The organism is Bacillus sp. RE35 (assembly GCF_052146655.1).
Taxonomy (GTDB): Bacteria; Bacillota; Bacilli; order Bacillales; family Bacillaceae_G; genus Bacillus_A; species Bacillus_A cereus.
In genome coordinates this window covers 2,059,092-2,084,473 of sequence record NZ_CP197377.1, presented here as the reverse complement: position 1 = coordinate 2,084,473, position 25,382 = coordinate 2,059,092, and the positions used below count along the sequence as shown (strand labels likewise).

Below are 25,382 nucleotides of genomic sequence, written 5' to 3'. Positions count from 1 at the left end.
TCCTTGTTATACATAACAAGGATACGCATCCATATTGCACTATCATTTCAATTCCTAATATTGAGTATACTTAATATACGCTGGGTCATTATATACCCACTGATTTCCACCAAGGTTTAACCAACCATTTTCATTTATATATACTAAATAAGATTCTGGAGAATTTAATTGGCGGATAACTGCAGATGTAGTTGATGGACCACTTCTTAAATTTACATTCATCCCTTGTATATATGCAACCCCAATCGGGCTTCCATCACTATTGCTTGTCTTTACAAAATTAATGTAAGAAGAATCATTATACACCCATTGTCCATTCCCCAAATCTAGCCATCCGTTACTTTCTTGATATACAACGTAAGATTCTGGAGAATTTAATTGACGAATAACTGAGGAAGAAGTTGATGGACCATTTCTTAAATTTACATTTTTCCCAAGAACATAAGCGATTCCCTTCGTTTGAGGTACCGGTTGTGGGTTAGGAGGTTGTGGATTTGGAGCTACTCCAAAAATAGCTGCTATTCCATTTGCATACGCTTGACTTAGATCTTCAATAAATTGTGGATTTTTTAATAAATTTGCATCAAAAGCTGTATCAATAAAAGCAGTCTCAGTTAAAATTGCATCCATTGCGGTTTCTCTTAATACCGCATAATTTTCTTTTTTTGCTCCTCGATCACGAAGACCATATTTTGTTAATACAGGATTGACAGCTGTATGCATTTTTTGTTGCTTTGCATATGCAGTGCTGCTATTGGATAACGCATTATAAATATAACTTTCAAAACCTGTACCCCCGCCGCTATTAATATGAAATGAAATAAAATAATCCGCACTGAAAGCATTAGCAATATTAGCACGTTCAGATAAAGAAATAAACACATCACTATCACGTGTCATTTTAATTGTAATTGGGTAATTTACCGTTAAAATGTCTCGAACGCGTCTAGCAATTTGAAGTGTTAAGTTTTTTTCTACTAAACCATTACCAACAGCACCAGAATCATATCCACCATGCCCTGCGTCTATAACAAGTTTCATTTTATTGCCCCGCCCCTTTCTTGTAATATGTTTGCATTTCTACTCGTCCTATTTTATGTGAAATGTACAAATTCTGTTACAATTGCAAATAAAAAAACCGCCTTATGTAAGGCGGTTTCTATCATCTTGCTTTAACCAATTTAAAATAAATATATACGATTGATAGTGAACATAACGTATGCAAAATAAAATAAATAAAAGTGCTATTCCAACACCACTATAAAGTAAACCGAACTTTAAAAAAACATTTACAAGTGGTGGAAAGTTTATTAGATTTTGTAATGTACTAAGCATACAAAACATAATGAAAAAGACAGGGACGTATTGTAATTCATACGGCTTTTTTTTCTTAATCATTCTTTTCCGAATGATTATATGACATAATTCTGCTACTATAAAGCACCCTCCAATTAATACAAGACCAGAAGTCATCGTCATACATCCACCTGCCTTATATTTATTGTATCGCATAAATAATCATCGTTATATTTTCTTTACATACTCTTCTTCTTCTGAAGTAAAACCAAAACTCTCTATGAAAGACTTCGCCTTTTCTGTTAATTTCTCTTGTAGCACTTTTATTTCTTTCACATTTCTTTGTTTCATCATTTCTTCAAATGTAAAATACGTATTTGTACCATAACCGTAACCTTGGTAATCAAAATGAATAATTAGCTGTGATAAAACAGCCCGTTCCTCTTGTACACTATAATCTATTACACCAATATATGTATCATCAACTTTCACACAGTACTGTACCTTTTTCTCACCTAAACTATGCGATTTAAACATTTCTTTAACAACGCTTTCATTTTCTACAGTAACTTTCTCAAACGTAATCATATGTTGTCCATCCTTTTACTATTATTGTATCAATAATACTTCCTATTTATGAAAAAAACCTTAAGACCGTATGCGATCTTAAGGTTTTTCTAATTAAACTAAGCTATACGCACGTTTTGTTTCTTCATGGAACTTATTCGTATCGTATTTATGCTCAACATAAATTTGGTGCCATACCATAAACGCAAGTACAGTCCAAATTTTACGGCTATAATCGCCTTTATCTGCACAATGTGCTTCCAGTAAGTTTAATACATACTGTTTGTCGATTAAATGCTCTGTCTTACTTTCGTTTATAATATTTATAGCCCAATCATGCATTTCGTCTTTTAACCAGTGACGAATTGGTACTGGGAATCCAAGTTTTTTACGATCTAATACGTGATCTGGAACGATTCCGCGTGCTGCTTCACGTAAAATAGCTTTCGTAGTTCCGTTAGCAATCTTAAATTCAGTTGGAATTTTAGATGCAACATCGAATACTTCTTTATCTAAGAACGGTACACGAAGTTCTAATGAGTTTGCCATTGTCATTTTATCAGCTTTTAATAAAATGTCACCGCGTAACCATGTGAACATGTCAATGTACTGCATTTTACTTACATCATCATAATCTTTAATCTCGTTATACAATGGTTTCGTGATATCCATATAGTTAACACTTTCATTGTAATACTTCATTAATTCAGCTTTTTCTTCTTCACGGAAGATTTTAGCATTTCCATAGTAACGCTCTTCAATTGGTGTACATCCACGCTCTAGGAAGCTCTTACCTTTAAATCCTTCTTTAAGAGCACCACTTAATGCTTTTAGAACGCTCTTACCTGGACTAGGGATGTAAGAGAACATTTTTAGTGAGTTTGGCTCACGGTAAATGTTATAACCACCAAATAGCTCGTCTGCGCCTTCACCAGAAAGAACAACTGTTACATGTTTACGTGCTTCTTTCGCAACGAAGTACAATGGTACAGCTGCTGGATCAGCTAAAGGATCATCCATATGCCAAATGATTTTTGGGAACTCATCCATAAATTCTTTCGCTGAAATGAATACGTTATGGTTTTTAACGCCTAATTTCTCAGCAGTTTCTTTCGCAACATCAACTTCACTGAAACCACGTTGCTCAAAACCAACAGAGAATGTTAAAAGATTTGGATTCATTTCTCTTGCGATAGAAGCGATGATAGATGAATCGATACCACCAGATAAGAATGAACCTACTGGTACATCACTACGCATATGCACTTTTACTGAATCATATAACACATCACGAATTGCTTGGATATGCTCCTCTTTCGTTGCACTTGAAGCGTTGAAATAAGGTTTCCAGTAGCGATGGATTTCCATCTCTTTACCGATTTCTTTTACGAAATAATGACCAGGCTCGATTTTATTAACATCAATTGTTAAAGTTTCTGGCTCTGGACCATATTGGTACGTAAAGTAATGTTGTAGTGACGTTGGATTAACGCCTTTATCTTCCATCACATGCATAATACTTTTCTTCTCAGATGCGAAGAATGTAGTATCACCTTGTTGTGCGATGTATAAAGGTTTAATACCGAAGTGATCACGTGCACCGAAAAGTTTCTTTTCTTCACGATCCCAAATCATAAATGCAAACATACCACGAAGGTAATCTACACATTTTTCTTTCATATGTGCATACAATGCAATGATAACTTCTGTATCAGATTGCGTTGCAAACGTTGCACCTTTTTCAAGTAACATTTCACGTAATTCTACATAGTTGTAAATTTCACCATTAAAAATAATTACATATCGATCATTTTCATAAGTTAGCGGCTGATGTCCTGCCTCTAAGTCAATGATGCTTAAACGGCGGAAGCCAAATTGTACATGTTCATCACGAAAATATCCTTCGTCATCTGGACCACGGTGGAAAATCATCGTGTTCATATTTTCAAATTGATGTTTTTCTGTTTCTGAAAACTCTCTAGGGTTTTCACATAAACATCCTACAAAACCACACATACTTCTTACCCTCTTTCAGTTTTCATTCTGTCTCTATACTACTATATCAACCCTATTTATACTAGCATAATCAACTGAATATGGCGACCAAAAACTATAAAAAAATCACTCCATTTCACATTTTTAACAATTTTTTATGAAAACATGAAAACTAGGCACTCACCTTTCTCCGCTTTTGTCATATGATATTGCAAATTGATTTCTAGGAGGGAATACCATGAGTGAAGAAAAAAAAGATTCTTCTCGCCCACCGGTTCGTAATTACTTAAAGCAAATTGATGATTTCTTCGAGCAAACACCTCTTCGCAATGTAATCGCTGATTTAAATCATTTTTTCCAAAAAGGAAACCGTTTATTAACATTCCCTGTAGATTTATATGAAGTTGGTGAAGAACTCGTTGTTACAGCTGAACTACCAGGTATACAAAAAGAACAAATCCAAATTGAAATACAAAGTGAATACTTAAAAGTCTCTGTAAAAGAAGAGATACTTGAAGAGGAAGAAGAACAAACATCCCATAACTATTATCGCCGAGAACGTTCCATTTCAGAAGCATCAAGATTGATTAAATTGCCGTATTCAATTAATAAAAAAGCGGCAAAAGCTTCTTATCAAAACGGCGTATTAGAAATTCGGGCGCCGAAACTTCCCCAGCAACATGACATTTTATCGATAGACTAATGCAAAAAAATAAGGGTGCTATGCACCCTTATTTTCAACCCACTAATCGCTTCATATCACGTATAATGTCTTCGTATGGCGTATTACTAATGCCACTATACTTTTTCATTACTTTTCCGTTTTGATCAATTAAATAAAATGATGTACCATGCATGACCTGACCGTTCTCCGGCTTATCTACAAGTGATTGGAAATTATCTTTTGAAAACTTTGTAATATCTTCTAACGAATACCCCGTTAATAAATTCCAGTTACTAGTATCCTCTGTAAACTTTTGAATAAAAGCTTTCAGATTTTCTGGCTTATCAAGGTCTGGATCTACACTAAATGAAACAAACTGAACGTCTAATTTCTCTTCTTTTGCCATCTTTTGAAGCTTGGCCATATTTGCAGTCATTGGTGGACAAACTGTCTGACAATTTGTGAACATAAAATCTGCAACCCAAACTTTCCCTTTTAAATCTTTTGTACCAAATTGCTTTCCATCTTGATTTGTAAATTGGAAGGTTTCTAAATCCCAATTTAATGGTTTACGAAGCTTTGAACCTGATTCACTACATCCAGCAAGTACAAAGAGACAAAATACAACCATAAGACCAATTATTTTTTGATAACGCTTCATTTATAAACCTCTTTTCTCTATCCTAAATTTAAATAGGTTATGTTTATAATAACAAAAGTTAACACTACGAGAAAATTGTTTACTACATTTGTTCACGAAATCGTACGAATTTACGTATGTTACTTTTTTATTTCAAGCGAATTACTAGACAAAATATATTTTTTTACTATTCTTTCTCTAAATAAAAGTGATAAAACTAATTTTTATTGTTACTTTTGTAAATACCTCTCCCTATTTTTTAACAATTCCTTAAACATTAATCCATGTTTTACACTGTATTCCTTAACAACATTTCGGTACAATACAAATACAACGATTTTAAATGAGGTGATGTTCATGGCAAAGCGCTATGAAAATATGGATAATGTTAGTACAAAAAAATCAATTCGCTCTTTTTTACGCTGGCGTAAAGAACGAAAGCAAAACAAAAAAGATTTTTCTTTCTTAGTAGAACAATCACCCGTTAAACAAAGTGCATTTTTGCAAAGTAATGTTGAAAAAACGACTATCACATGGATTGGGCATTCCACTTTTCTTATCCAAACGAATGGACTTAATATATTAACAGATCCAGTATGGGCTAATAAATTAAAGCTAGTTCCAAGACTTACAGAACCTGGACTCTCTATAGAAGCATTACCTAAAATTGATATTGTCCTTATTTCACATGGTCATTATGATCATTTAGATTTTTCAACTCTTCGTCAGTTGAATGATGATGTTCTATATCTTGTACCTATTGGATTAAAAAAATTATTTACTCGTAAGAAATTTAAACATGTAGAAGAGTATAAATGGTGGGAAAGTACGATAATTAACGAAGTTTCTTTTCACTTCGTACCCTCTCAGCACTGGACGAGAAGATTCTTATTTGATATGAATACGTCTCACTGGGGTGGATGGATTATTGATAATGAAACGACTATGGAAACCATATATTTTTGTGGTGACAGTGGCTATTTCCAAGGTTTCAAAGAAATTGGTGAACGCTTTTTAATTGATATTGCTCTTATGCCCATTGGCGCTTATGAACCAGAATGGTTTATGAAAGTATCTCATGTTTCACCTGAAGAGGCCGTGCAAGCTTATTTAGATTTAAACGCTACGCATTTTATACCAATGCATTACGGAGCTTTTGCACTCGCCGATGAAACACCTCGTGAAGCAATAACTAGACTTCGAAATAATTGGAATTTGCGCATGTTACCGTGGGAACAACTGCATGTACTCTTTTTAGGTCAAACTTTTATTTATAGTAACGCAACAAATAATAAGCAAATAAACGAAAAAATTGAAACTTTACATGTGTAACGTAATGACTGATTTTCTATATCCAGCATATAATATAGAAAATCCTATAGTGAAACTTTAATTAGTGGGTTTTCTTCATCCCCACTGATTATTTGCCTTCACCAATCAAGCTTTTACGGGCAGCCCGCTACCTAACCTCTTTGCTCCAGCTAAATTTGAGGTAGAGAGTTTTACTGTCCACAAATAGCGGGATAAAGGGTGTTTTCTATGAATGAATATTTACAGACTCGCTATATCATTAGCGGTAGTGCCTGTGTAGCTCTTCTTATTTCTTACTTTCTATTTACATAAAAAAGCTACTTGAAATATATTTTCAAGTAGCTTTTTTATTACTCTGCTAAATACATAAATCCGATTGCGCCCGGACCTGTATGAGTACTAATAATAGGCGTTGTATAGAAAATTTCTGATTGAGCAAATCCACTTACTTTTTCAACCGCCGCTTTCATACTTTCAGCTAAAGGAATTGCTTTCGCATGCGGAATTGCAACAGCTTTTACGACTTTTCCAGCCGTATCTTGCTCAAATAACTTAGCTAATGTTTTTACAATTTGGCCTTGGCTACGAACTTTCGTTACAGGATTATAAACACCGTCTTCAAGACTAGCAATTGGCTTTATATTAAGTAGAGAACCGATAAACGCTTTTCCTTTACCGATACGTCCACCCTTCACTAAGTTTTCTAATGTATCCACTACTACATATAAACGAGTATTCTTTCTTACTTCATCTACACGTTTTAAAATTTCTTCTAGTGAGCGTCCGTCATTTGCCATTTTTGCAGCTTCAATTACTTGATATGCTAAAGCATGTGTAATAAATTGAGAATCAACAACTGTTACTTTTGTATCAGTCATTGATGCAGCGCTATTTGCAGTTGCTACAGTACCGCTCATTCCACTTGTCATATGGATAGAAAGGACTTCGCTTCCATCTTCCCCTAGCTTGTCATACATTTCTACAAATGTACCCATAGCTGGTTGTGATGTTTTTGGTAATTCCTCTGATTTAATCATTTCTTCAATAAATTCGTCAGGTTGTAAATCAACGCGATCTAAATATGTTTGTCCATTTACAGAGATTGATAATGGTAAAACATGAATGTCATACTTTTCGATTACGTCTTGTGATAAATCTGCCGTTGAATCTGTTACAATTTTAATTTTTTGCATACTATACTTCTTCCCTTTCCAATACGCTCTCCTTGTTATTATACTAGTATTCCCATTGCTTTCAACAATTTGGAACGAAATTTCATCAAATTAATTATATTTTCATATCTAAAATGAAAAAGACAGAGTTTACTAACCCTGTCCGTACTTCGTATCATGCATTTTTTTCAAGGGTATTTGTTTTATATACATTTAAATAATCATTCCACTTCAAACAATTTTGTAAATATTCACGGAAAGAATACGAAAATCTTGGGTGTTTTTGTTTTTGAATTTTTGCAATAAATAATTGAAGACGAGACTGAATTAGAAACGATAATGGATGCTGTGCCTGTAGGACAGGGATTTCGAATATTTTAATGCAATCCCCTGTTGAATGAGTGAAATAAAAACTTTTCGTAATCACAATATCAATCCTCTTTTTCATTGGATTTTTGAACTTCCTCTACTTTGCGCTGTAACACGTTGTTTAAAGTGGAGTAAAATCAGACTTATATGATTTCTGTAGTCCTTATGGCTAGAAGATTTATACTCTATTCATCTCCACCTAATTCACCTTCCCGCCCTAAATATCTCTGAGACGGGAATCTCATTATCCATCAATTGTTTAATACATTTAGTATAAGCTTATAAAAGCGCAAAGTTTGTCTAAATTTTGGAGATTCTATAATTTTTTTCTTCTATATATTGTATACGTTTATAGCTATAGTATAACAAATAAATAAAAAAGTGCCTTTATAACGAGGCACTTTTCGACTGCATTTCTTCTCTTTTCTTTTTCCTCTTACTAACAACCTTTGATAACGCAATACTTACTTCATAAATACAAATAAGCGGCACTGCAACTAAACTATGAGATAAAAAGTCTGGCGGTGATATACAAGATGCAATGATAATTAATGCTACGTAAGCATACCTTCTTATTTTTATTAAAAATTCCGCCGTAAGTATTCCAATACTAGTTAAAAACATTACAACGACTGGCAATTCAAAAATCACAGCAAATGGAACTGTTAAATTAAGTACAAAATGAAAATACTTTTCTGTCGTAAACATCGTATTAAACATTTCATTACCTATCGTAGTTAAAAAGTGAAATAGAAACGGCATTACAATAAAGTATCCAAAACATAAACCTGCAATAAATAATATAGACAATACCGGTATATACATTATTGTCATCTTTTGTTCATTTGGATGTAAACCCGGTTTTACAAATAACCAAATTTGTATAGCAGCAAAAGGAATTGTACAAACGATAGCAAATACTGTAGCAATCGAGAAAAAAATCCACAATACATCACTTGGACCGAGAACAGTTAATTTCATTGGTAAATCTTTTACAAGCCAAAAATAAATATCCTTTGTAAAAGTAAATCCAATAATTAAAAATAGTACAAAGGATAACACCGTATATATTACTCTTTTTCGAAGCTCAACAATATGTTCTACTACGCTCATTTCCCGATTTTCCATCTCGTTCACCACACTTTATTTATCCATTACAAGGAAAATACACTACATTTTTTCTTTCTTTTCCTTTTCTTGAAATGCGTCATCTGTCAATTCTTTCGTTGATTTTTTAAACTCTTTTAACGTTTCCCCTAAAGCCTTCCCGATTTCCGGCAATTTTTTAGGTCCAAATAAAATGAGTACTGCTACTAAAATTAAAATTAACCCTGGAAAGCCAATATTTGAAAACATTTCCCCATCCCCTTTATTAGTAGTTTCCTTGTCCTACTATTACATAATTTTATTTTGTCAAAAAAGTTTGAAAACGTCAACAAATCCATTGTCTTTTGTCAAAAAAATTCAAAAATATAATCAATTATACAAATTTCATTTTCTATTGCTCTTGTGTATGATATGGTAAGGGAAATGACATATTATTTTATGATAGTAGAAAGGATTTGCATTATGACTGAAAAAATGACACGAATGACCCAATTTGTAAAAGAAGAAATTGCAAATGCAATTACACATGGTATCGGTGCCATTTTAAGCATCCCTGCCTTAATCATATTGATTATTCATGCTTCTAAGCACGGTACCGCATCAGCCGTAGTTGCATTTACTGTTTATGGTGTAAGTATGTTCTTACTGTACTTGTTTTCAACATTGCTACATAGCATTCATCATCCTAAAGTAGAAAAAATATTTACTATTTTAGATCATTCAGCCATTTACTTATTGATTGCTGGCACGTATACTCCTTTTCTACTTATTACACTTCGTGGCCCATTAGGATGGACGTTGCTTGCTATAATATGGACACTAGCAATCGGAGGTATCGTCTTCAAAATTTTCTTTGTACGTCGCTTTATTAAGGCATCAACGCTATGTTATATCATAATGGGATGGCTCATAATCGTTGCTATTAAACCACTTTATGAAAATCTAACTGGACATGGTTTTTCACTACTTTTAGCAGGTGGCATTTTATATTCTGTCGGAGCTATATTCTTCCTTTGGGAAAAGCTACCTTTCAACCATGCCATATGGCACCTGTTCGTTTTAGGTGGTAGTGCGATGATGTTCTTCTGTGTACTCTTTTATGTCTTACCTACAGCATAATAAAAAGGATTCAGCTTACGATAAGCTGAATCCTTTTTTATTACTTATGTAATTGTGATGCAATAACTTCCTGTGTATGCTTCGTTAATTCTTTAATATCCATATTCGCATAATCTTCAGGTGTAATCGGCTTAGAAATTGTTACTGTTGCATGAGCTGGCTTCATACGATTTCCATTCGCTTCAAACATCTTATATGTACCATCTAACGTTACAGGTAAAATTGCTACACCTGACTTTACTGCAAGATGAAAACTACCAGCCTTAAACTCTCCAACTTCGCCACCCTTACTTCTCGTTCCTTCAGGGAAAATTACGATAGAATGTCCATTCTTTAATAGTTCAATTCCATCTTTAATCGCTTGAAGAGATTGACGACGATCGCTACGATCCATAAATACACAATTCATCAGTTCCATCCAAGTTGGTACAACTGGGAACTTTTTAATCTCTGCTTTTGAAACGAATCCAATTGGTTTATTTAAGTAACCTAGTAAAACAGGGATATCCATATTACTTTGGTGATTACTTACAACTAGCACTGGCTTGTCTTTCGGAACATTTTCAAGTCCTTTCACTTCTACTGCCCCTCCAGCTACACGTACCATTTTCTTACCAAACCAATTTGTCGTTTTATACACAGCATTGTCTTTTTCTTTTGGCGCCATCGTATTTACTTGTCTTTTAAGACGCCACATTCTCGGTGTAATCGCAATTACGATTAAAATTAAATAAAAGATTTTAAAAAACGTTTGAATCATACAGAACCCCCACCTATTATCATTCCGACCTTCATTATACTAGACAAACGAAGGAAAAAGAAGAAAAAAAGTCCAAACAGCAAGTGTTCGGACTTTTTAAGCATTCTATATTAGAAACGTTTTGCTAATTCACGAGCATTAGCAATTGCTGCTTCTTTAATTTCTTGTGCTTTTTCAGGGTTTGCATTCATGCCTTCAACTGCAATATATTCAGTATCATTCACACCGACAAATCCTAATACAGTCTTTAAGTGATTACGACCGAAGTCTACAGCTGCGTATGCTCCTTCAGAATATACGCCACCTGTTGCTTGAATGTGAAGTGCTTTTTTACCTTCTAATAAGCCGACTGGACCATTTTCAGTATATTTGAATGTTTTACCTGCGATTGCTACGTTATCTAAGTATGCTTTTACTACTGGTGGATAGCTAAAGTTCCACATTGGAGTTACGAATACATAACGATCTGCATTCATAAATGTTTCTAAGTTTGTGTTCATTGCTGCTACTTTTTGTTGTTGAACTTCAGTTAAAGCTTCAAAGCCTTCACCTACTGCAAATTTACCCCAAGCAGCAAATACATCTGCATCAATTGCTGGTACTGTAGTGTTGAATAAATCAATTGTTACAACTTCGTCTTGTGGATGTTCGTTTTTATAAGCTTCGATGAAAGCTTCCCCTACTGCCATTCCGAAAGAACCTTCTGCTGAATTTGGATTTGCTGTAATAAATAGTACTTTTGTCATTGTATTCTCTCCCTTTTTTCTCTTTATCTTTAATTCAAGATTTGTTTTTTAAAAGTTAATAACTTACCTTATGTAAGTATAATATAAAAAGTTTTAATCAATGTCAATAAAAAATAGCTACTTTTTTTTCGTAAGTTAATGATTTACTTTGTTTCCTTAAAATTTAGTATACAGATATTACAAACTCTTTCATATAAAAAGGCTACCTCTACAACCTATAGAGATAGCCTTCTATTACATATTATTTTTGAAATACATGTTTTACTTTTTCAGCTGGAATATTACTTCCACCTCTACCTTTTACATCTTCAATCATCATTGTAATGACCATATCTGGCGAATTTAAATCAAATGCAGCGAACCAACCTAGTTCTTTTCCTTCGGCCTCTTTTGATACTTTTAATTCCGCTGTACCTGTTTTTCCAGCAAGAGTCATACCATCAATTTTAGCAATTTTCCCTGTACCATCTGGATCATTAATTACTTTCGTCATTGCAGTTTTTAATATATCCTGATTTCCTTTAGAAATTACATTTTCTTTCCAAGCTTTTGGTTGTTTATCTGTTTTAATAATATATGGTGACGGAATCGTTCCATCATTTACAATTGGCGCATACGTTAAAGCTAAATGAAGAGGAGTCATTAATACTTGTCCTTGTCCATATCCCGTATCTGCCATTTGAATATCATTTTTAATGCCGTCATTTGCAATTTTAGAAGCAGGGAATCCATATTCAATTGGTAGTTTCTCATCGAATCCGAATTTTTTTGCTTCACTCATAAACTTGTCTTTTCCGATTTTCAAAGCTTCTTGTGCGAAGTAAATATTATCCGAGTATTTCATCGCCTTATCAAGATCAATCGGATTTGCATCTTTCACACGCGTTACATAGTAATTACCCCAAGAAGAATCTTTTGTCCATTTTAATCCTTCAATTTTCAACTCTTCTTTTGGATCAATTGTTTTCGTTTCAAGACCAATTGCAGCTGTAATAGGTTTAAATACAGAACCTGGTACCGACAATTGTGTAAAGCGATTTGTCATTGGTTTTTTCGGATCATTATTCCAAGCTTCGCGTTGTGCCTTCGATGTCCCTCGTGCAATTATATTAGGATCATATGCTGGACTACTTACTAGTGCAATTGTTTCTCCACTTTTCGGATTAATTGCTGCACTTGAACCAGCTTCGCCCTTCATTTCATTATACGTTTTTTCTTGAACAACACTATCAATAGTTAAAGTTACATTTTCTCCATCAACAGCATCTGTTTTTGCCAAGTTTTTAATTTCTTTTCCTTGCGCATCTTCTACAAAGACACGGCCACCTTTTTTACCGCGTAGCTTTTCCTCTAATACTTGCTCTAAACCAGCTTTACCAACTGGGTCATCAGCTTGATAGCCTTTCTTTTGTAGCGTTTTTAAATCTTCAGCATTTACCTTTCCAATATAACCAGTCAGATGAGCTGCCGCTTCCCCTAACGGATATGTACGAACATTTACAGGTTTTGTTGAAACACCTGGTAAATCAATGTACGTATTTTGTGTTGCCCCTTCAGGCAAAATTCCAATTGGTACGAGATACCCTGGTTTTACCCATTTAGCAGCTAATTTTTGATCAATTTCTTCTACAGACATATTTAATAACTTCGCTACTGTTTCTTTCGTTTGCGGAGCAGTATCGCCTAACTTTTCAGGAATCAATCCGATTTCAGAAGCTTTCCCATTCGTTGCAACACCTTTTCCATTACGATCGTATATTTCACCACGTTTTGGCTGTGTTGTCTGCATACGCACTTTACTATCTTTCGTCATGCCTGGGAAAATAAAATCAGGAGTCCAATCTATTTTCCAAGATTCTTTATCTCCATCTTTTTCTTTCACCATTTTTGCTTCATGACCAAATGTAATTTTACCACCAACTGTATCCATGCTTACTTTAAAAGGAACAGGGCCTTCATCTTTTTTATCTTCTTTTACTTCCCCTGTTTCTACCTTTAAGTCTTTCACTTCGATACCAGAATAAATTTTTTCATATTTCTCAGTAAACTCTTTCTTTGAAATATCTTTTTTTGCATTTTTTGATAGTTGATCATACATATCTGCAAATTTTTGTTTATTCCACGCTTTTACATATGTATCAAACGCTTCTTGTGGTTTTTCTTCTTTACCACATCCAACTAACATGAATGTTAAGCAAAGAAAAAGAATCCCCCATATCTTTCTCAATCGATTCTCCTCCTCTTTCTATATTAGTACTTTTGAAAATTTTAGCATTTTTACATGCTACCTATCATTATAGCACTATCGAATCTCATCTATAAACTTATATTGGTGAATATAAATAAAAAGATTGATGCGAATTCTCACATCAATCTTTTTTATTATTGTTGTTTCTCATATACATGGTAATAATACGTATATGGGTTTTTTTCATCCGTTAAACCTTTTTCTACAAAAATCTCTTTCCAATTTGTCATATCTATTTCTGGGAAGAATGTATCTCCTTCAAATGCATGATGGATTTTTGTTATATATAACTTGTCTACATAAGGTAAAAAGAGGTCGTAAATTTGCGCTCCACCAAAAATAAAAATCTCTTCTTCATTTTTACATAGTTCAAACACTTCTTCTACAGAATGAACAACTTCACAACCTTCAACATGATACCCTTCATTACGAGTTACAATAATATTACGTCTTCCAGGCAGTGGTCTACCAATCGCTTCATAGTTCTTTCTTCCCATAATAAGCGGGTGACCCATCGTTGTTTTCTTCACGTATTGTAATTCACTCGGTAAACGCCAAGGTAAATTATTATCTTTACCAATTACTCTATTTTCGTCCATAGCGACCATAAATGAAACAATCATTTTTTCATCTCCTCTACAATTATACTGCAACCGGTGCTTTAATTGCTGGATGCGGATCGTATCCTTCAATCGTTAAATCTTCCATTTCAAAATCGAAAACAGATTTCACATCTGGATTTAATGTAAGTTTCGGGAATGGACGTGGTTCACGTGCCAATTGCTTTTCTACTTGTTCAAAATGATTTGTATAAATGTGTGCATCACCAATTGTATGAACAAATTCTCCCACTTCAAGTCCGCATTCATGTGCAATTAAATGTGTTAGTAGTGAGTAACTTGCAATGTTAAATGGAATTCCAAGGAATATGTCACCACTTCTTTGATATAACTGACAAGAAAGCTTTCCATCTGCTACATAAAACTGGAATAGCGTATGACAAGGCGGTAAGGCCATACTTGGTACATCTTCTGGATTCCAAGCAGAAACGATTAAACGACGTGAGTCTGGTGTTTTTTTAATCATTTCAATTACATCTTTTAATTGATCAAGTGTCTCACCAGCTGTCGTTTTCCAAGCACGCCACTGTTTACCGTAAACGTCTCCTAAATAACCATATTTATTTGAGAACTCATCATCTTCTAAAACGTTCTTTTTAAACAATTCCATTTGCTCGTCGTACTGTACTTTAAATTCTTCATCTTGTTGTGAGCGAAGACCAAAATCAGTCATGTCAGGACCAGTATACTCATCACTTTCTACCCAGCTCTTAAAAGCCCATTCATTCCAAATGTTATTATTATGCTGCAATAAATAGCGAATATTTGTATCACCTTTCATAAACCAAAGCAGTTCACTTGCTACAAGGCGAAACGGTACTCTCTTTGTTGTTAATAAAGGAAAACCTTTACTTAGATCAAAACGCATTTGATATCCAAATACAGATACAGTGCCTGTCCCTGTACGGTCTTCTTTCTTCGTACCATGTTCCATTACATGGCGGCATAAATTTAAGTATTCATTTTCAGCATGTTTCATATGTAGGAAAACCTTCTTTCAATCGTATATGCAATTTATCATAACATGAAAAATGATAAATTTAATAATCCTAATTAATAAAATTTCTTGCGCTAATTCTTACAAAATTATTAACTTTCCAAATATAAAAAGGTTTTCATTTTCTATTACCGAAAGTATAGTGCGGTAGAACAAAATTTATATTTGGAGGTTAGAAGTATGTCTAAAATTGAAACGCCTGTTATGACTTCTTTACAAACAACGGCTGAAAAAATGATGAAGGATTTAAATGTTCCTGGTGCTGCTGTCGCTGTTATAAAAGACGGTGAAGTTATTATTTCAGAAGGTTTCGGCTATCGTAATATAGAAACAAAAGAGGCTGTTACACCGAATACTCGATTCGCAATCGGTTCCTCAACGAAAGCATTTGGCACACTTTCATTAAGCTTGTTAGCACAGCAAAAAAAGTTTAATTGGGATACCCCTATCCAGTCTTATATACCTAACTTTACTTTATCTGAACTACTTGCTAGCTCACAAGTTACAGGACGGGATTTAGCTTCTCATCGAACTGGAGTGAGTCGTCATGAGGCTCTTTGGTACAGTTCTTCCTTATTTCGAAAAGATCTCGTTGAAAAAATAAAACATTTACCACTTGATGCACCGTTCCGAACTGCATTTCTATATAACAATTTAATGTATGCAACAATTAGCTACATTGTTGAAAACATTACAAATCAAACGTGGGAGCAATACACTACAGAACATATTTTAGAACCTTTAAATATGAGACATACAAACTTCTCTGTTAACGATTCACAAACTACAGATGATTACGCTTTACCTTACATTGAAAATGACGGTGAAATAAAAGCAGTTCCATTCCGTAACATCGATACAGTTGGCGCTGCTGGGTGTATTAATTCCACAATTGAAGATATGGCAAATTGGGTACTTCTCCACTTAAATGAAGGAAAATTTGGAGATCATGAATTAATCTCCTCTGAATTATTACAACAAATGTATACACCACACAATTCAATTCCAGACCAACCGGTTTTATCACTCCCTGAATCTCCATTAAATAGTTACGGTCTTGGTTGGTTTATTAGCGCTTATCGTGGTAAAAAAGTGATTCATCATGGCGGTAATATCGATGGATTTTCAGCGCTTGTTTCATTCATACCAACAGAAAACATAGGCCTTGTCATTTTAACGAATGCTGGAGGAACATTACTTCCTACTTATCTCGCTAATCAAATTTATGACGAACTACTTGAATTAGAATCCATTGATTGGCATAAACGTGCTGTAGAAGATACTAAAAAAATGAAGGAAATGATGAAAGAAGCAACTGAATCCCTCCCTGAACAAATTAAAGGGACTACACCTTCGCACAAGTTAGAGGATTATACTGGTACTTTTGAACATCCTGCATACGGAACATTACAAGTATACAAACGAGATGATTCGTTATATGTACAATTTATGGAAATGGATATTCAATTAGGGCATCATCATTACGACATCTTCTCTGCAAAAGTTGACTTATTCCAAATGAAAATGAGCTTATTATTCGCTTATGAAATGAATGTAAGTGGTGAATTCCCATCCCTTCAGTTACATGTACCAGCTACATTAAGTACTCAGCCGCTTACATTTAAGAAAATTAAATAAGTATTTTGATGGTAAAAAATAAAGGTAGGTGCGAATCACACCTACCTTTTCTATTTCATATCAATCTTATCTGATTGAAACCAAATTGGCTTCGATAACTCAAAGTTATTATGATCCTCTAAAACTATAGTAAGGCGCTCTAACATATCATCTAACATATGCGGCGCTGCTCGTAATGTCCAGACAACTGAGGAGAAAACTGTCATACCAACGTACACCGTGTATAATTTCCAGAATTCCTCTGGTATTTTTCTATTAAAGTATCCTTCTATTTGTCCGATTGAATACGGAATACTAATGTCCCTTGCAAACAGTGCAATTTTCACAAAATCATGAAGTGGATCGCCCCAATCGTAGCCATTAAAATCAACAACACCTACATATTTTCCATCCCGTACAATTATATTTTCTAAGTGAAAATCATCGTGTTGAAATCGATTTGGGCGGTTCTTTAAATATATTTCATTTTCTTCAATAAACTTTATGATTTTATCATCATTTTTTATGTTTATTCCACATGTTTTATATGCCTCTAAATATTTACTATGTTTTTTCATTGCTCTTTCATACCATGGAAGTATATTATTAGGAGCTTCATATGTATGCATTTTTGCTAAATCTTTCCCTGCCTCTATACCAATATCATATTGTTCTTTTGGTGAATACGTAGGCAATAACTTCTTCGCATCTTCCCCTTCTAAATACGAAAAGATGCCATAGCATAAACCTTCTTCTGCCAACAAACCTATTTCAATTGGTTTTTGTGCTTGCACACTACGATTTTGCATTTCATTTAAAATTTGAAACTCTATTTTCTTTCTTTCATACTCTTTTATATCGCCTGTCCGCAATAAATATTTATCATTATTCGCACTCGTAATTATATATTTCTTATCAGGTGAAAAACCTTTAGAAATTTCTTTAATATCCACTGCATTTTTTACTATTTGTATATTGTTTTGCCATGCTGTAATTATCTTCATATCTATTCCCCTTACATTTCTGCATTTGGTGTATAGGCAACTTCTACAATAAATCCATTCGGATCGTAAAAATCAATCGTATAGTAACCTTCCGAATAATGATTCATTTCAATTGGACCACGTATTACCTTCACTTTCGTACTAGAAAGAAAATCTGCTACTTCCTCAACTACTTCTCTATGAATAGCTTGATAACAAATATGTCTAGGCCCTAACGTCCTTACAATTTCCTCATCTACTTCTTTAAAGTATATTTCACTTTCTCCTGTGCTATATGCTATTTCATTTAACTTTCTCCACCCAATTATGGAAAACAACTTATTATAAAAAGAAATGGATTCCTCTAAATTTGCTACCCAAAATTCAATATGATGAATGCCTGCTCGCAGTGTATTCATATTAAGAATACGCTCCTTGTACTACTTGCACAATTTCCATCGGCTTATGAACCATGTAATCTGGTGCATCTTTTTTCACTGTTTCAATAACATCATATCCCCAAGATACCCAAATTACGTTCACTCCAGCCTTTTTACACGCTGCTACGTCTCGCTGTTCATCACCGACATATAACATATCTTTCTCTGTTATTTTTTTTGATTTCAAAAATCTTTTTATCATTTTATCTTTACCAAACAAATTTTTAGAACAATACACTTCTTGAATATTTTCGATACCATTCTTGTGTAAAAACGCCCGAATATGCTCTTCTGAGTTCGATGATATGACTGCAATTCCGTAGCCTTTTTTATGTAGTTCATCTAATACTTCTTTCATCCCATGGAACAAAACGAGATTTTTTATAGCAGGCTGATATAATTTATAAAATTCCAACGCTAATATCGGTAGTTTATACAGTGGTACATTAAGTTGTTTACATCTCTCTGGCATCGTTAATTTACGTAAATGTTCAATTTCGTCTTCCTTTACTGCTTTATACCCATGTTTTTCAGCAAGTTGATTATAAATCGGTACAAATATATTTTGTGAATCTACTAATGTGCCATCAAAGTCAAAAACAATATATTTTCGCATTCCCATACTCCCTTTGCTTCTTTTTTCTAAACCTATGTTATTCAACAACATAGTTGTCTGTCCCTTCTATAAAAATAAAAAAGAACAAGATTTTCTCTTGTTCTTTTTAAGACAACCATTTCGGTGGTACATTCGTATTCCAATAAATATTTCCTAACTCATGATGTCCAGAGTATCCATCATCAAAACGGTGGTAATGGAAATTAAAATAATAACCATCTTGCGGTGGATGATCTCTTCTTACATGGAAACGCAATAAATCATTTCCAGATTTCGTATCGTAGACGTGAAAAATCTTCTCATTATTTCCACCAGCTGGTTTTTGAGAAATCGCTAATGATTGTAGTGAATCTTCTGGTACATCACTAGCAAGCTCAGCAATTGCCTCTTCAATTTTCGGTAATATTACATCTTTAAACTCATCTTCAATTACTGGACCAATTTTAGTACCAAACTTTTGCATCGACTGCTTCTCTGCTTCTTGCATTGCATAAGTAATAAAAGTATCGGTGGTTAACCTGTCATTCGTTTCTTCATATGTATAGGACGTGCTCTCCAAACTTTGTTGCCCAGCTGTGCTCGTAGGCTTGTCCGCAGCTTTGGCATTATCAAGTAATATGGAAGGAGGCGTCACTAAACCAAATGTAAACACGGTAATTAATGCGACTAAGGTTTTTCTAAACCAATTTGGCATTTATGTTCCCTCCCCTTTTACTCATTATTTTTTATATAACGGTGGTTTCTTCTATTATACAAAATGATTGTAATTTTTGCACTTTACAATTTTGTTAACGTTCACATATTTTTCACTTGAATATGAAATTGTAAGATTTCATACAATAAAAATACAACAACAATAAGGAGGCGATCAGATGACTTTAGATGTCATTTATTCCGCCGCAAGTATACTCGTTTTAGTATATTTTATTTATCAATGTGTTACAGACTAGAAAAAGAGCCGTCAATGGCTCTTTTTTAATGGTACAAATACAATCCATACAATTAATAAAATAAAAACAACGCTGCCTACCACAGCTGGCAATAAATAAAACTGTGAGAGTATAACTATTCCATATAAAAGTATTGCTGGTAGTAGTAAATAACGATCTGCCTTCCATCTTAACAATAGTAATTTCCCTTCATCACAATATAAACGAAGAAACATCTTATTCGTAAATTCATTCCAATAATCACGTGCATAGCGAGAAATCGCAACTACAGCAAATACGAGAACAATAGCTGCAATCCACCTTGGAGTCATAATTATACTTGCAGTACTGATACATATAATTTGAATATAAAATATTCGTGCAGTACTTGTACGGAAAAATTCTTTCAAAAAAGATTCGACAATACGAGAATCAGCTTTTTTCCCTAAAAGTCTTTTAGAGCGCGGAAACATCCACGGTTTTTTATTTGAACTACTCGGTTTAGCCGCATGACCACCAACTTGCATAATTCCGCTCGTCCAGCGCATGCTTTCCTCCTTTTCTTTCTCGATTTCTTTAAAAAAGAACTTTTTATAATTCATTTTCTCTTTTACTAATACACTACTTAAGAAAATTACTAGACCGATAAATAGAATTGAATACAACGGATTTTTATAAATAAAAAATAAACTAATTCCAAAAAAGGACACGCTCATAGAAAATACTACATTTTTTACAATCCATAAAACCCATCGTTTCCCCACATGTACATGAACAAATCTCGTTAACAACGACAACATAAATCGAAATATAGTAAAGAATACCCAAAATAATAGGACTTGTATCTCTGTTACTTCGATACTTTTCATCAACACTGGTAACATAATAACGACTACTATTATATTCGTTATCGCTATTCGAACAAATGTGTACATCATGCCATACTGGACTAATTTTCGCATATGTGTTGCATACGAAATTAAAAATAAACTATCCGCTTGCTCAAAAAATGAACGAACTCCTCTTGGATATGTTACTAGATAAAATGCGAGTAATCCTAATCCGAAATAAATCGTCTCTTCCGTTGATAATTCATTTATCCATAGCGATCGATAATAGATTCCCATAAATATAAGTGCTGGAATAATAATATATAATGCGACTGTCCAATCTGTTACCGAACGTATAGACTTCCATTTCCGCTCAAGTTCATGGCGTAATCTCTTATAAAATTGTTGTTTAATCATGTTGTTCACGCCTTACAATTACATCAAAGCAGTCTAATAATGAACTACCCGGCATTTCCGCTAATATTTGAATAGATTCTAAATGTCCATCTGCGACTAATGTACCTTGTGAAATGAGTAAAAATCTTTCACAAATTTTTTCAGCAGTATCTAATACGTGCGTACAAAGTAAAATTCCTGCCCCGCGCTCTTTTTCTTTATATAAATAATTTAAAAACTCTTTCGTAGCTACTGGATCTAAACCGATAAAAGGTTCGTCAATGATATAAAAATCTGGCTCAGTTAAAAACGCCAATATTAGCATAGACTTTTGTTTCATGCCTTTTGAAAACTTTGATAAATACTCATGTTTATGCTTATTCATTCGAAAAGTATGTAATAATTGTTCCGCTCGTTCTTCCCAACTTCCCATTTCACTTCCACGAGCTGCCATTAATAATTCAATATGTTCCCAGAGCGTCAAGTAATCATAGTATGTTGGATGTTCTGGTACGTATGCATACGGATTTTTCTTTTCACCGAATGATATTTCACCGTCCATATTTACAAGTAATCCGAGTATCGTTTTAATCGTCGTACTTTTCCCAGCACCATTTGCTCCAATAAGAGCAACTAGTTCACCTTTTTCGATAGAAAAAACTATATCATGAATTGTTTTTTCGCCTATTTCATATCCAGCTGAGCGGATATTTACTTTTAACATGCATTCCCCTTCTTTCCATTTCCAATACAATCAAGGAAAAGAATAACATATAACTATCTATATATCATTATAAAATATTTATTTTCATAGCAGGAAAAAACATTTTTTAACAGAATATTAAATGTTTGATTACATTTTATTGGAGTTGATAATATGTCTTTTCAAATTCGTGAAGCAACGATAGATGATATAGACGCACTTTGTTCTTTAACGAAAGAATTAAAAGGTTCCTCTATTTCCTATGAAGATATGAACAACCGCCTACAATTCGTACAAATGAGTCCGTTTGATTTTTTATATGTTTACGAGGAAGAAGAAGCTATATTTGGATTACTTGGATTTCGTATACGTGAAAATTTAGAAGATGTAACACGTTATGGAGAGATTTCAATTATTAGCGTTGATTCTAACATACGACGGAAAGGCATTGGACAAGTTTTGATGGATTATGCCGAGCAATTAGCAAAGAAACATAATTGCATTGGCACATGGCTAGTTAGTGGAACAAAAAGAGTAGAAGCTCATCCTTTTTACAAAAAATTAGGTTATGAAGTAAATGGCTACCGATTTGTAAAATATTTTTAAACTACTTTATAAAGTGAAGGGACTATAACTATGACAAACATTAAAGCAATTTTCATTGATCGTGACGGTACAATTGGTGGTGACACTACAATACATTATCCAGGATCTTTTACATTATTTCCATTCACAAAAACATCCTTGCAAAAACTAAAAGCTAAAAATATAAAAATTTTCTCTTTCACAAATCAACCCGGTATCGCAGATGGAATAGCAACTGTAGCCGATTTTGTACAAGAATTAGAAGGCTTCGGTTTTGATGATATTTATGTATGTCCTCATAAACACGGTGATGGTTGTGAATGCCGTAAACCAAGTACAGGCATGCTGCTTAAAGCAGCAAAAAAACATGGACTTAATTTAACACAATGTGCTGTAGTTGGTGATCGTTGGACTGATATTGTTGCAGGAGCAAAAGTAAATGCGACTACGATTCTAGTCCGAACAGGCGCTGGGTATGATGCTTTGCATACGTACCGAGACAAATGGGCACATATTGAACCAAACTACATTGCAGATAACTTTGAAGATGCAACAAACTGGGTTTTAAATCAACTATAATACAAATGAAAATTTTGATTCACCCGAAATAATTTAAAACATAGTTAAAATAGCCTTTTGGCAAATAATTGTATTCCACAAAACGGATCACCTCAAAAGGTAGCAAGTTCCCTTTTGATACGCAAACATTGCAATTCAAATTATATTTTTTATTAGTAACAGCAATTAACGTAAAGAAGGAATAGCTTAGTGGCTATCCCTTCTTTATTGACTTCTATTATTTACATTTGTTATCTGTTTTTATTGAGTATTCTCATCGTTTTTATACTCCAAAATATCCCCTGGCTGACACTCCAAAGCTTTACATATCGCTTCTAATGTTGAAAAACGAACCGCTTTTGCTTTCGCATTTTTCAAAATAGAAAGATTCGCCATCGTAATTCCAACCTTCTCTGAAAGCTCCGTTACACTCATTTTTCGTTTTGCTAACATGACGTCAATATTAATAATGATTGTCATATCCGCCACCTCAAACCGTCAAATCATTTTCTGATTTTATGTGAATTGCCTCTTGTAGAAGTCGTTGGAGGATAGCAGCAAAAACGGCGATAACGAGCGAAGCAAAAACGATAATGAGTCCCACTAACCCAATAGGAGGATCCATTTTTTTCGCTATAAAATGAAAAAGTGGCAAACTTAATACATACAAACCACTGATTGTAATTGCACAGCGCTTTATATTCTTTAACGCCTTTACTGATAATTCCGAGAACGCTGTGTTCTCATCAATGTACTGTAAAAGATTGAAAGCCTGATAAAGAGCAACGTAAAAAGGCACAGCTGCTCCATACATTACAATGAAAACAAGATATTTTATCGGAGCAATGTTAGGATACAAATTCGCTGTGAAATCCGCCATTTCCGGCACTAAAAATATGCATAAAGCAAGCACTGAAATTCCAGCAAGAAAAATAATTACTTTTAAGAACATTGTTGAACTTCGTTTAAGATTCATTTACAATACCTCACTTATTTAATGGCAACATAATTTTATCACAACATTTATTGTTTAACAATAAATAAATATCGTTTTATTTTTGTCATGTTTTTTAATTTAGGCAAAAATAAAAAAGAATTTCTCATTACAAAGAAATTCTTTTTCTTGAAAATGCCTCTTTCAACTTAATTTTTTAAAACGTTAATTCGTAATGGAAATAACGATTATCTCTCAAATAGCCATTTTCAGCGTATAATCGTTGTGCTGATAAATTATCAATCTCTGTTTGCAATTTTACACCTTTTGCTCCATTTTCTAATGCGTATTCTTTAGCAGCTTCTAATAATTTTTTACCTGTTCCGGCTCCACGCTTCGCCGCTTGTACAAATAAATCATTTAAAATCCATAATTCTTTCATTGAAATGGAAGAAAATGATGGATATAGTTGCGTGAATCCAATATATTCGTCGTCTTCAACTGCTACGAAAATAACAGACTCTTTTCTCTCAATTCGATTTCGTAAAAATACTTTTGCCCCTTCTAAATCAGAATCTTGTCTATAAAACATGCGATAGTTATTAAAAACTGATGCCAGTCCATCTAAATCTGCAATTGTTGCTTCATATATTCTCATTTTACTACATTCCCCTTCCAATACTGTCTCATTATATCCGTTGCCCATTTAGGCTGGTGTATTTCTTCTGTCGGCATAAACTCTTTCATTATTGGTTTTATATCCAATATAGGAGTGCCATCAATAGCATCTAATCCCTCAACAATAATTGATTTACCTTCTCTTTTGATCACCTTTACAATTGTTACACCTATGCGATTCGGACGATTTTTCCCGCGCTGTGCAAAAATACCTACTTCAGGATAATCCTTATTATTTCTAGGATGTCTAGCAAAATACTGAATTTGCTCGTCAGTTACTTTATGAAAATAAAAAACAACTTCAATATGAGAAAAATCTTCAATCCCTTGTATACTTTTTTCTGCATACATTTCAGTTAAAGTTATACGGGATCTTACTTCTCCCCACTCATCATCTTTTATTTCCTTTCTTTCATTATGTACAAATGCGATTGGTTGAACTGAAAACATACGCATTCCCCCTCAAATGTAACCACTTACATTATAGAGTATTTTCTGAATG

Annotated in this window: 30 protein-coding genes; 6 read left to right on the top strand and 24 right to left on the bottom strand. The window is 33.8% G+C overall.

The annotated features are described in order from the left end of the window. Positions 1-54: 54 nt before the first annotated feature. From ACTL4X_RS10870 to asnB, 4 genes are all read right to left on the bottom strand, one after another. A complete protein-coding gene (locus tag ACTL4X_RS10870; RefSeq protein ID WP_000779891.1) occupies positions 55-1,041 on the bottom strand; it encodes an N-acetylmuramoyl-L-alanine amidase in 987 nt (328 codons plus the stop codon). A gap of 102 nt (positions 1,042-1,143) precedes the next feature. Beyond that, entirely contained in the window at positions 1,144-1,473 is a 330-nt protein-coding gene (locus ACTL4X_RS10865; RefSeq protein ID WP_000200455.1) for a hypothetical protein, read from the bottom strand. A 51-nt stretch (positions 1,474-1,524) separates the two neighbouring features. Beyond that, on the bottom strand, positions 1,525-1,884 hold the full coding sequence (locus ACTL4X_RS10860) for a GNAT family N-acetyltransferase (protein WP_000627524.1): 360 nt from the start codon (positions 1,882-1,884) through the stop codon (positions 1,525-1,527). A 93-nt stretch (positions 1,885-1,977) separates the two neighbouring features. Beyond that, positions 1,978-3,879 carry an asparagine synthase (glutamine-hydrolyzing) gene (asnB, locus tag ACTL4X_RS10855; protein ID WP_000333816.1) on the bottom strand — a complete coding sequence of 634 codons (1,902 nt, stop codon included), beginning with the start codon at positions 3,877-3,879 and terminating at the stop codon, positions 1,978-1,980. A 217-nt stretch (positions 3,880-4,096) separates the two neighbouring features. Between asnB and ACTL4X_RS10850 the strand changes: the two genes are divergently transcribed. Continuing rightward, positions 4,097-4,561 (top strand): Hsp20/alpha crystallin family protein, encoded by a 465-nt coding sequence (locus tag ACTL4X_RS10850; protein WP_001288085.1) that lies wholly within the window; start codon positions 4,097-4,099, stop codon positions 4,559-4,561. A 34-nt stretch (positions 4,562-4,595) separates the two neighbouring features. On the opposite strand, the gene ACTL4X_RS10845 is transcribed toward ACTL4X_RS10850, so the two are convergent. Then, complete coding sequence (locus ACTL4X_RS10845; RefSeq protein WP_000833335.1) at positions 4,596-5,183, bottom strand: SCO family protein; 588 nt, start codon at positions 5,181-5,183, stop codon at positions 4,596-4,598. Between the two features lie 336 nt (positions 5,184-5,519). Between ACTL4X_RS10845 and ACTL4X_RS10840 the strand changes: the two genes are divergently transcribed. Beyond that, a complete protein-coding gene (locus ACTL4X_RS10840; RefSeq protein WP_001129633.1) occupies positions 5,520-6,494 on the top strand; it encodes an MBL fold metallo-hydrolase in 975 nt (324 codons plus the stop codon). 329 nt (positions 6,495-6,823) lie between these two features. Here ACTL4X_RS10840 and ACTL4X_RS10835 read toward each other — a convergent pair whose 3' ends face one another. The 4 genes from ACTL4X_RS10835 to ACTL4X_RS10820 form a co-directional block, all read right to left on the bottom strand. Next, positions 6,824-7,666, bottom strand: coding sequence for a DegV family protein (locus ACTL4X_RS10835; protein WP_001169470.1), 843 nt, complete (start codon positions 7,664-7,666; stop codon positions 6,824-6,826). Positions 7,667-7,820: 154 nt separating this feature from the next. Next, the gene (locus ACTL4X_RS10830) at positions 7,821-8,072 is read right to left on the bottom strand and encodes a DUF2535 family protein (protein ID WP_000629012.1); all 252 of its coding nucleotides are present in this window, start codon (positions 8,070-8,072) and stop codon (positions 7,821-7,823) included. A 329-nt stretch (positions 8,073-8,401) separates the two neighbouring features. Next, positions 8,402-9,142, bottom strand: a complete 741-nt coding sequence (tatC, locus tag ACTL4X_RS10825; RefSeq protein WP_000431523.1) for a twin-arginine translocase subunit TatC — start codon at positions 9,140-9,142, stop codon at positions 8,402-8,404. Between the two features lie 42 nt (positions 9,143-9,184). Further along, entirely contained in the window at positions 9,185-9,370 is a 186-nt protein-coding gene (locus ACTL4X_RS10820) for a twin-arginine translocase TatA/TatE family subunit (protein ID WP_000492443.1), read from the bottom strand. Between the two features lie 213 nt (positions 9,371-9,583). On the opposite strand from ACTL4X_RS10820, the gene trhA reads away from it, so the two are divergent. Continuing rightward, positions 9,584-10,240 (top strand): PAQR family membrane homeostasis protein TrhA, encoded by a 657-nt coding sequence (gene trhA, locus ACTL4X_RS10815; protein WP_000136889.1) that lies wholly within the window; start codon positions 9,584-9,586, stop codon positions 10,238-10,240. A 40-nt stretch (positions 10,241-10,280) separates the two neighbouring features. Here the strand turns inward: trhA and ACTL4X_RS10810 are convergent, their stop codons facing one another. The 5 genes from ACTL4X_RS10810 to ACTL4X_RS10790 form a co-directional block, all read right to left on the bottom strand. Then, positions 10,281-11,000: a lysophospholipid acyltransferase family protein gene (locus ACTL4X_RS10810; protein ID WP_000616577.1), complete on the bottom strand. Its 720-nt coding sequence runs from the start codon at positions 10,998-11,000 to the stop codon at positions 10,281-10,283. A 110-nt stretch (positions 11,001-11,110) separates the two neighbouring features. Continuing rightward, positions 11,111-11,746: an FMN-dependent NADH-azoreductase gene (locus tag ACTL4X_RS10805; protein ID WP_000170032.1), complete on the bottom strand. Its 636-nt coding sequence runs from the start codon at positions 11,744-11,746 to the stop codon at positions 11,111-11,113. A gap of 241 nt (positions 11,747-11,987) precedes the next feature. Beyond that, positions 11,988-13,973 carry a penicillin-binding protein 3 gene (gene pbpC, locus ACTL4X_RS10800; protein WP_086693026.1) on the bottom strand — a complete coding sequence of 662 codons (1,986 nt, stop codon included), beginning with the start codon at positions 13,971-13,973 and terminating at the stop codon, positions 11,988-11,990. A gap of 155 nt (positions 13,974-14,128) precedes the next feature. After that, positions 14,129-14,617, bottom strand: coding sequence for a dihydrofolate reductase (locus ACTL4X_RS10795; protein ID WP_000637205.1), 489 nt, complete (start codon positions 14,615-14,617; stop codon positions 14,129-14,131). 19 nt (positions 14,618-14,636) lie between these two features. Next, the gene (locus ACTL4X_RS10790) at positions 14,637-15,593 is read right to left on the bottom strand and encodes a thymidylate synthase (RefSeq protein WP_000679609.1); all 957 of its coding nucleotides are present in this window, start codon (positions 15,591-15,593) and stop codon (positions 14,637-14,639) included. 198 nt (positions 15,594-15,791) lie between these two features. On the opposite strand from ACTL4X_RS10790, the gene ACTL4X_RS10785 reads away from it, so the two are divergent. After that, on the top strand, positions 15,792-17,249 hold the full coding sequence (locus tag ACTL4X_RS10785) for a serine hydrolase (RefSeq protein ID WP_086693030.1): 1,458 nt from the start codon (positions 15,792-15,794) through the stop codon (positions 17,247-17,249). A gap of 50 nt (positions 17,250-17,299) precedes the next feature. Here the strand turns inward: ACTL4X_RS10785 and ACTL4X_RS10780 are convergent, their stop codons facing one another. The 6 genes from ACTL4X_RS10780 to ACTL4X_RS10755 all read right to left on the bottom strand — a co-directional run bounded on the left by ACTL4X_RS10780 (position 17,300) and on the right by ACTL4X_RS10755 (position 22,146). Continuing rightward, positions 17,300-18,232, bottom strand: a complete 933-nt coding sequence (locus ACTL4X_RS10780; RefSeq protein ID WP_000692086.1) for an aminoglycoside phosphotransferase family protein — start codon at positions 18,230-18,232, stop codon at positions 17,300-17,302. 11 nt (positions 18,233-18,243) lie between these two features. Further along, positions 18,244-18,630, bottom strand: a complete 387-nt coding sequence (locus ACTL4X_RS10775; RefSeq protein WP_001094664.1) for a VOC family protein — start codon at positions 18,628-18,630, stop codon at positions 18,244-18,246. A 1-nt stretch (position 18,631) separates the two neighbouring features. Then, complete coding sequence (locus ACTL4X_RS10770) at positions 18,632-19,267, bottom strand: HAD family hydrolase (RefSeq protein WP_071740464.1); 636 nt, start codon at positions 19,265-19,267, stop codon at positions 18,632-18,634. A 106-nt stretch (positions 19,268-19,373) separates the two neighbouring features. Next, positions 19,374-19,961, bottom strand: coding sequence for a YpjP family protein (locus ACTL4X_RS10765; RefSeq protein WP_001134421.1), 588 nt, complete (start codon positions 19,959-19,961; stop codon positions 19,374-19,376). 267 nt (positions 19,962-20,228) lie between these two features. Further along, positions 20,229-21,443 carry an ABC transporter permease gene (locus ACTL4X_RS10760; RefSeq protein WP_000595441.1) on the bottom strand — a complete coding sequence of 405 codons (1,215 nt, stop codon included), beginning with the start codon at positions 21,441-21,443 and terminating at the stop codon, positions 20,229-20,231. Beyond that, entirely contained in the window at positions 21,436-22,146 is a 711-nt protein-coding gene (locus ACTL4X_RS10755) for an ABC transporter ATP-binding protein (protein WP_000921912.1), read from the bottom strand. Before ACTL4X_RS10755 ends, ACTL4X_RS10760 begins: the two co-directional genes overlap by 8 nt. Positions 22,147-22,299: 153 nt before the next feature. Between ACTL4X_RS10755 and ACTL4X_RS10750 the strand changes: the two genes are divergently transcribed. Further along, positions 22,300-22,731, top strand: a complete 432-nt coding sequence (locus tag ACTL4X_RS10750; RefSeq protein WP_000009777.1) for a GNAT family N-acetyltransferase — start codon at positions 22,300-22,302, stop codon at positions 22,729-22,731. Between the two features lie 30 nt (positions 22,732-22,761). Continuing rightward, positions 22,762-23,289, top strand: coding sequence for an HAD-IIIA family hydrolase (locus tag ACTL4X_RS10745; protein WP_000181785.1), 528 nt, complete (start codon positions 22,762-22,764; stop codon positions 23,287-23,289). 240 nt (positions 23,290-23,529) lie between these two features. Here the strand turns inward: ACTL4X_RS10745 and ACTL4X_RS10740 are convergent, their stop codons facing one another. The 4 genes from ACTL4X_RS10740 to ACTL4X_RS10725 all read right to left on the bottom strand — a co-directional run bounded on the left by ACTL4X_RS10740 (position 23,530) and on the right by ACTL4X_RS10725 (position 25,330). Then, a complete protein-coding gene (locus ACTL4X_RS10740) occupies positions 23,530-23,748 on the bottom strand; it encodes a helix-turn-helix domain-containing protein (RefSeq protein WP_000152532.1) in 219 nt (72 codons plus the stop codon). 10 nt (positions 23,749-23,758) lie between these two features. Continuing rightward, positions 23,759-24,244 carry a DUF2975 domain-containing protein gene (locus tag ACTL4X_RS10735; protein WP_001050141.1) on the bottom strand — a complete coding sequence of 162 codons (486 nt, stop codon included), beginning with the start codon at positions 24,242-24,244 and terminating at the stop codon, positions 23,759-23,761. Between the two features lie 175 nt (positions 24,245-24,419). Beyond that, the gene (locus tag ACTL4X_RS10730) at positions 24,420-24,860 is read right to left on the bottom strand and encodes a GNAT family N-acetyltransferase (RefSeq protein ID WP_001223868.1); all 441 of its coding nucleotides are present in this window, start codon (positions 24,858-24,860) and stop codon (positions 24,420-24,422) included. After that, on the bottom strand, positions 24,857-25,330 hold the full coding sequence (locus tag ACTL4X_RS10725) for an SAM-dependent methyltransferase (protein ID WP_000493258.1): 474 nt from the start codon (positions 25,328-25,330) through the stop codon (positions 24,857-24,859). Before ACTL4X_RS10725 ends, ACTL4X_RS10730 begins: the two co-directional genes overlap by 4 nt. Positions 25,331-25,382: the final 52 nt, after the last annotated feature.

Excerpts from the sequence above, each read along its gene's own strand:
- ACTL4X_RS10750 (WP_000009777.1), top strand. The coding sequence starts at position 22,300 with ATGTCTTTTCAAATTCGTGAAGCAACGATAGATGATATAGACGCACTT.
- tatC (WP_000431523.1), bottom strand. The coding sequence starts at position 9,142 with ATGGAAAATCGGGAAATGAGCGTAGTAGAACATATTGTTGAGCTTCGA.
- ACTL4X_RS10740 (WP_000152532.1), bottom strand. The coding sequence starts at position 23,748 with ATGACAATCATTATTAATATTGACGTCATGTTAGCAAAACGAAAAATG.
- ACTL4X_RS10760 (WP_000595441.1), bottom strand. The coding sequence starts at position 21,443 with ATGATTAAACAACAATTTTATAAGAGATTACGCCATGAACTTGAGCGG.
- ACTL4X_RS10780 (WP_000692086.1), bottom strand. The coding sequence starts at position 18,232 with ATGAAGATAATTACAGCATGGCAAAACAATATACAAATAGTAAAAAAT.
- ACTL4X_RS10840 (WP_001129633.1), top strand. The coding sequence starts at position 5,520 with ATGGCAAAGCGCTATGAAAATATGGATAATGTTAGTACAAAAAAATCA.
- ACTL4X_RS10860 (WP_000627524.1), bottom strand. The coding sequence starts at position 1,884 with ATGATTACGTTTGAGAAAGTTACTGTAGAAAATGAAAGCGTTGTTAAA.
- ACTL4X_RS10765 (WP_001134421.1), bottom strand. The coding sequence starts at position 19,961 with ATGCCAAATTGGTTTAGAAAAACCTTAGTCGCATTAATTACCGTGTTT.
- ACTL4X_RS10820 (WP_000492443.1), bottom strand. The coding sequence starts at position 9,370 with ATGTTTTCAAATATTGGCTTTCCAGGGTTAATTTTAATTTTAGTAGCA.
- ACTL4X_RS10865 (WP_000200455.1), bottom strand. The coding sequence starts at position 1,473 with ATGACTTCTGGTCTTGTATTAATTGGAGGGTGCTTTATAGTAGCAGAA.
- ACTL4X_RS10730 (WP_001223868.1), bottom strand. The coding sequence starts at position 24,860 with ATGAGAATATATGAAGCAACAATTGCAGATTTAGATGGACTGGCATCA.
- ACTL4X_RS10770 (WP_071740464.1), bottom strand. The coding sequence starts at position 19,267 with ATGCGAAAATATATTGTTTTTGACTTTGATGGCACATTAGTAGATTCA.
- ACTL4X_RS10755 (WP_000921912.1), bottom strand. The coding sequence starts at position 22,146 with ATGTTAAAAGTAAATATCCGCTCAGCTGGATATGAAATAGGCGAAAAA.
- ACTL4X_RS10835 (WP_001169470.1), bottom strand. The coding sequence starts at position 7,666 with ATGCAAAAAATTAAAATTGTAACAGATTCAACGGCAGATTTATCACAA.
- ACTL4X_RS10795 (WP_000637205.1), bottom strand. The coding sequence starts at position 14,617 with ATGATTGTTTCATTTATGGTCGCTATGGACGAAAATAGAGTAATTGGT.
- ACTL4X_RS10785 (WP_086693030.1), top strand. The coding sequence starts at position 15,792 with ATGTCTAAAATTGAAACGCCTGTTATGACTTCTTTACAAACAACGGCT.
- ACTL4X_RS10745 (WP_000181785.1), top strand. The coding sequence starts at position 22,762 with ATGACAAACATTAAAGCAATTTTCATTGATCGTGACGGTACAATTGGT.
- ACTL4X_RS10805 (WP_000170032.1), bottom strand. The coding sequence starts at position 11,746 with ATGACAAAAGTACTATTTATTACAGCAAATCCAAATTCAGCAGAAGGT.
- ACTL4X_RS10870 (WP_000779891.1), bottom strand. The coding sequence starts at position 1,041 with ATGAAACTTGTTATAGACGCAGGGCATGGTGGATATGATTCTGGTGCT.
- ACTL4X_RS10845 (WP_000833335.1), bottom strand. The coding sequence starts at position 5,183 with ATGAAGCGTTATCAAAAAATAATTGGTCTTATGGTTGTATTTTGTCTC.
- ACTL4X_RS10850 (WP_001288085.1), top strand. The coding sequence starts at position 4,097 with ATGAGTGAAGAAAAAAAAGATTCTTCTCGCCCACCGGTTCGTAATTAC.
- asnB (WP_000333816.1), bottom strand. The coding sequence starts at position 3,879 with ATGTGTGGTTTTGTAGGATGTTTATGTGAAAACCCTAGAGAGTTTTCA.
- ACTL4X_RS10810 (WP_000616577.1), bottom strand. The coding sequence starts at position 11,000 with ATGATTCAAACGTTTTTTAAAATCTTTTATTTAATTTTAATCGTAATT.
- ACTL4X_RS10735 (WP_001050141.1), bottom strand. The coding sequence starts at position 24,244 with ATGAATCTTAAACGAAGTTCAACAATGTTCTTAAAAGTAATTATTTTT.
- ACTL4X_RS10775 (WP_001094664.1), bottom strand. The coding sequence starts at position 18,630 with ATGAATACACTGCGAGCAGGCATTCATCATATTGAATTTTGGGTAGCA.
- trhA (WP_000136889.1), top strand. The coding sequence starts at position 9,584 with ATGACTGAAAAAATGACACGAATGACCCAATTTGTAAAAGAAGAAATT.
- ACTL4X_RS10790 (WP_000679609.1), bottom strand. The coding sequence starts at position 15,593 with ATGAAACATGCTGAAAATGAATACTTAAATTTATGCCGCCATGTAATG.
- ACTL4X_RS10725 (WP_000493258.1), bottom strand. The coding sequence starts at position 25,330 with ATGTTTTCAGTTCAACCAATCGCATTTGTACATAATGAAAGAAAGGAA.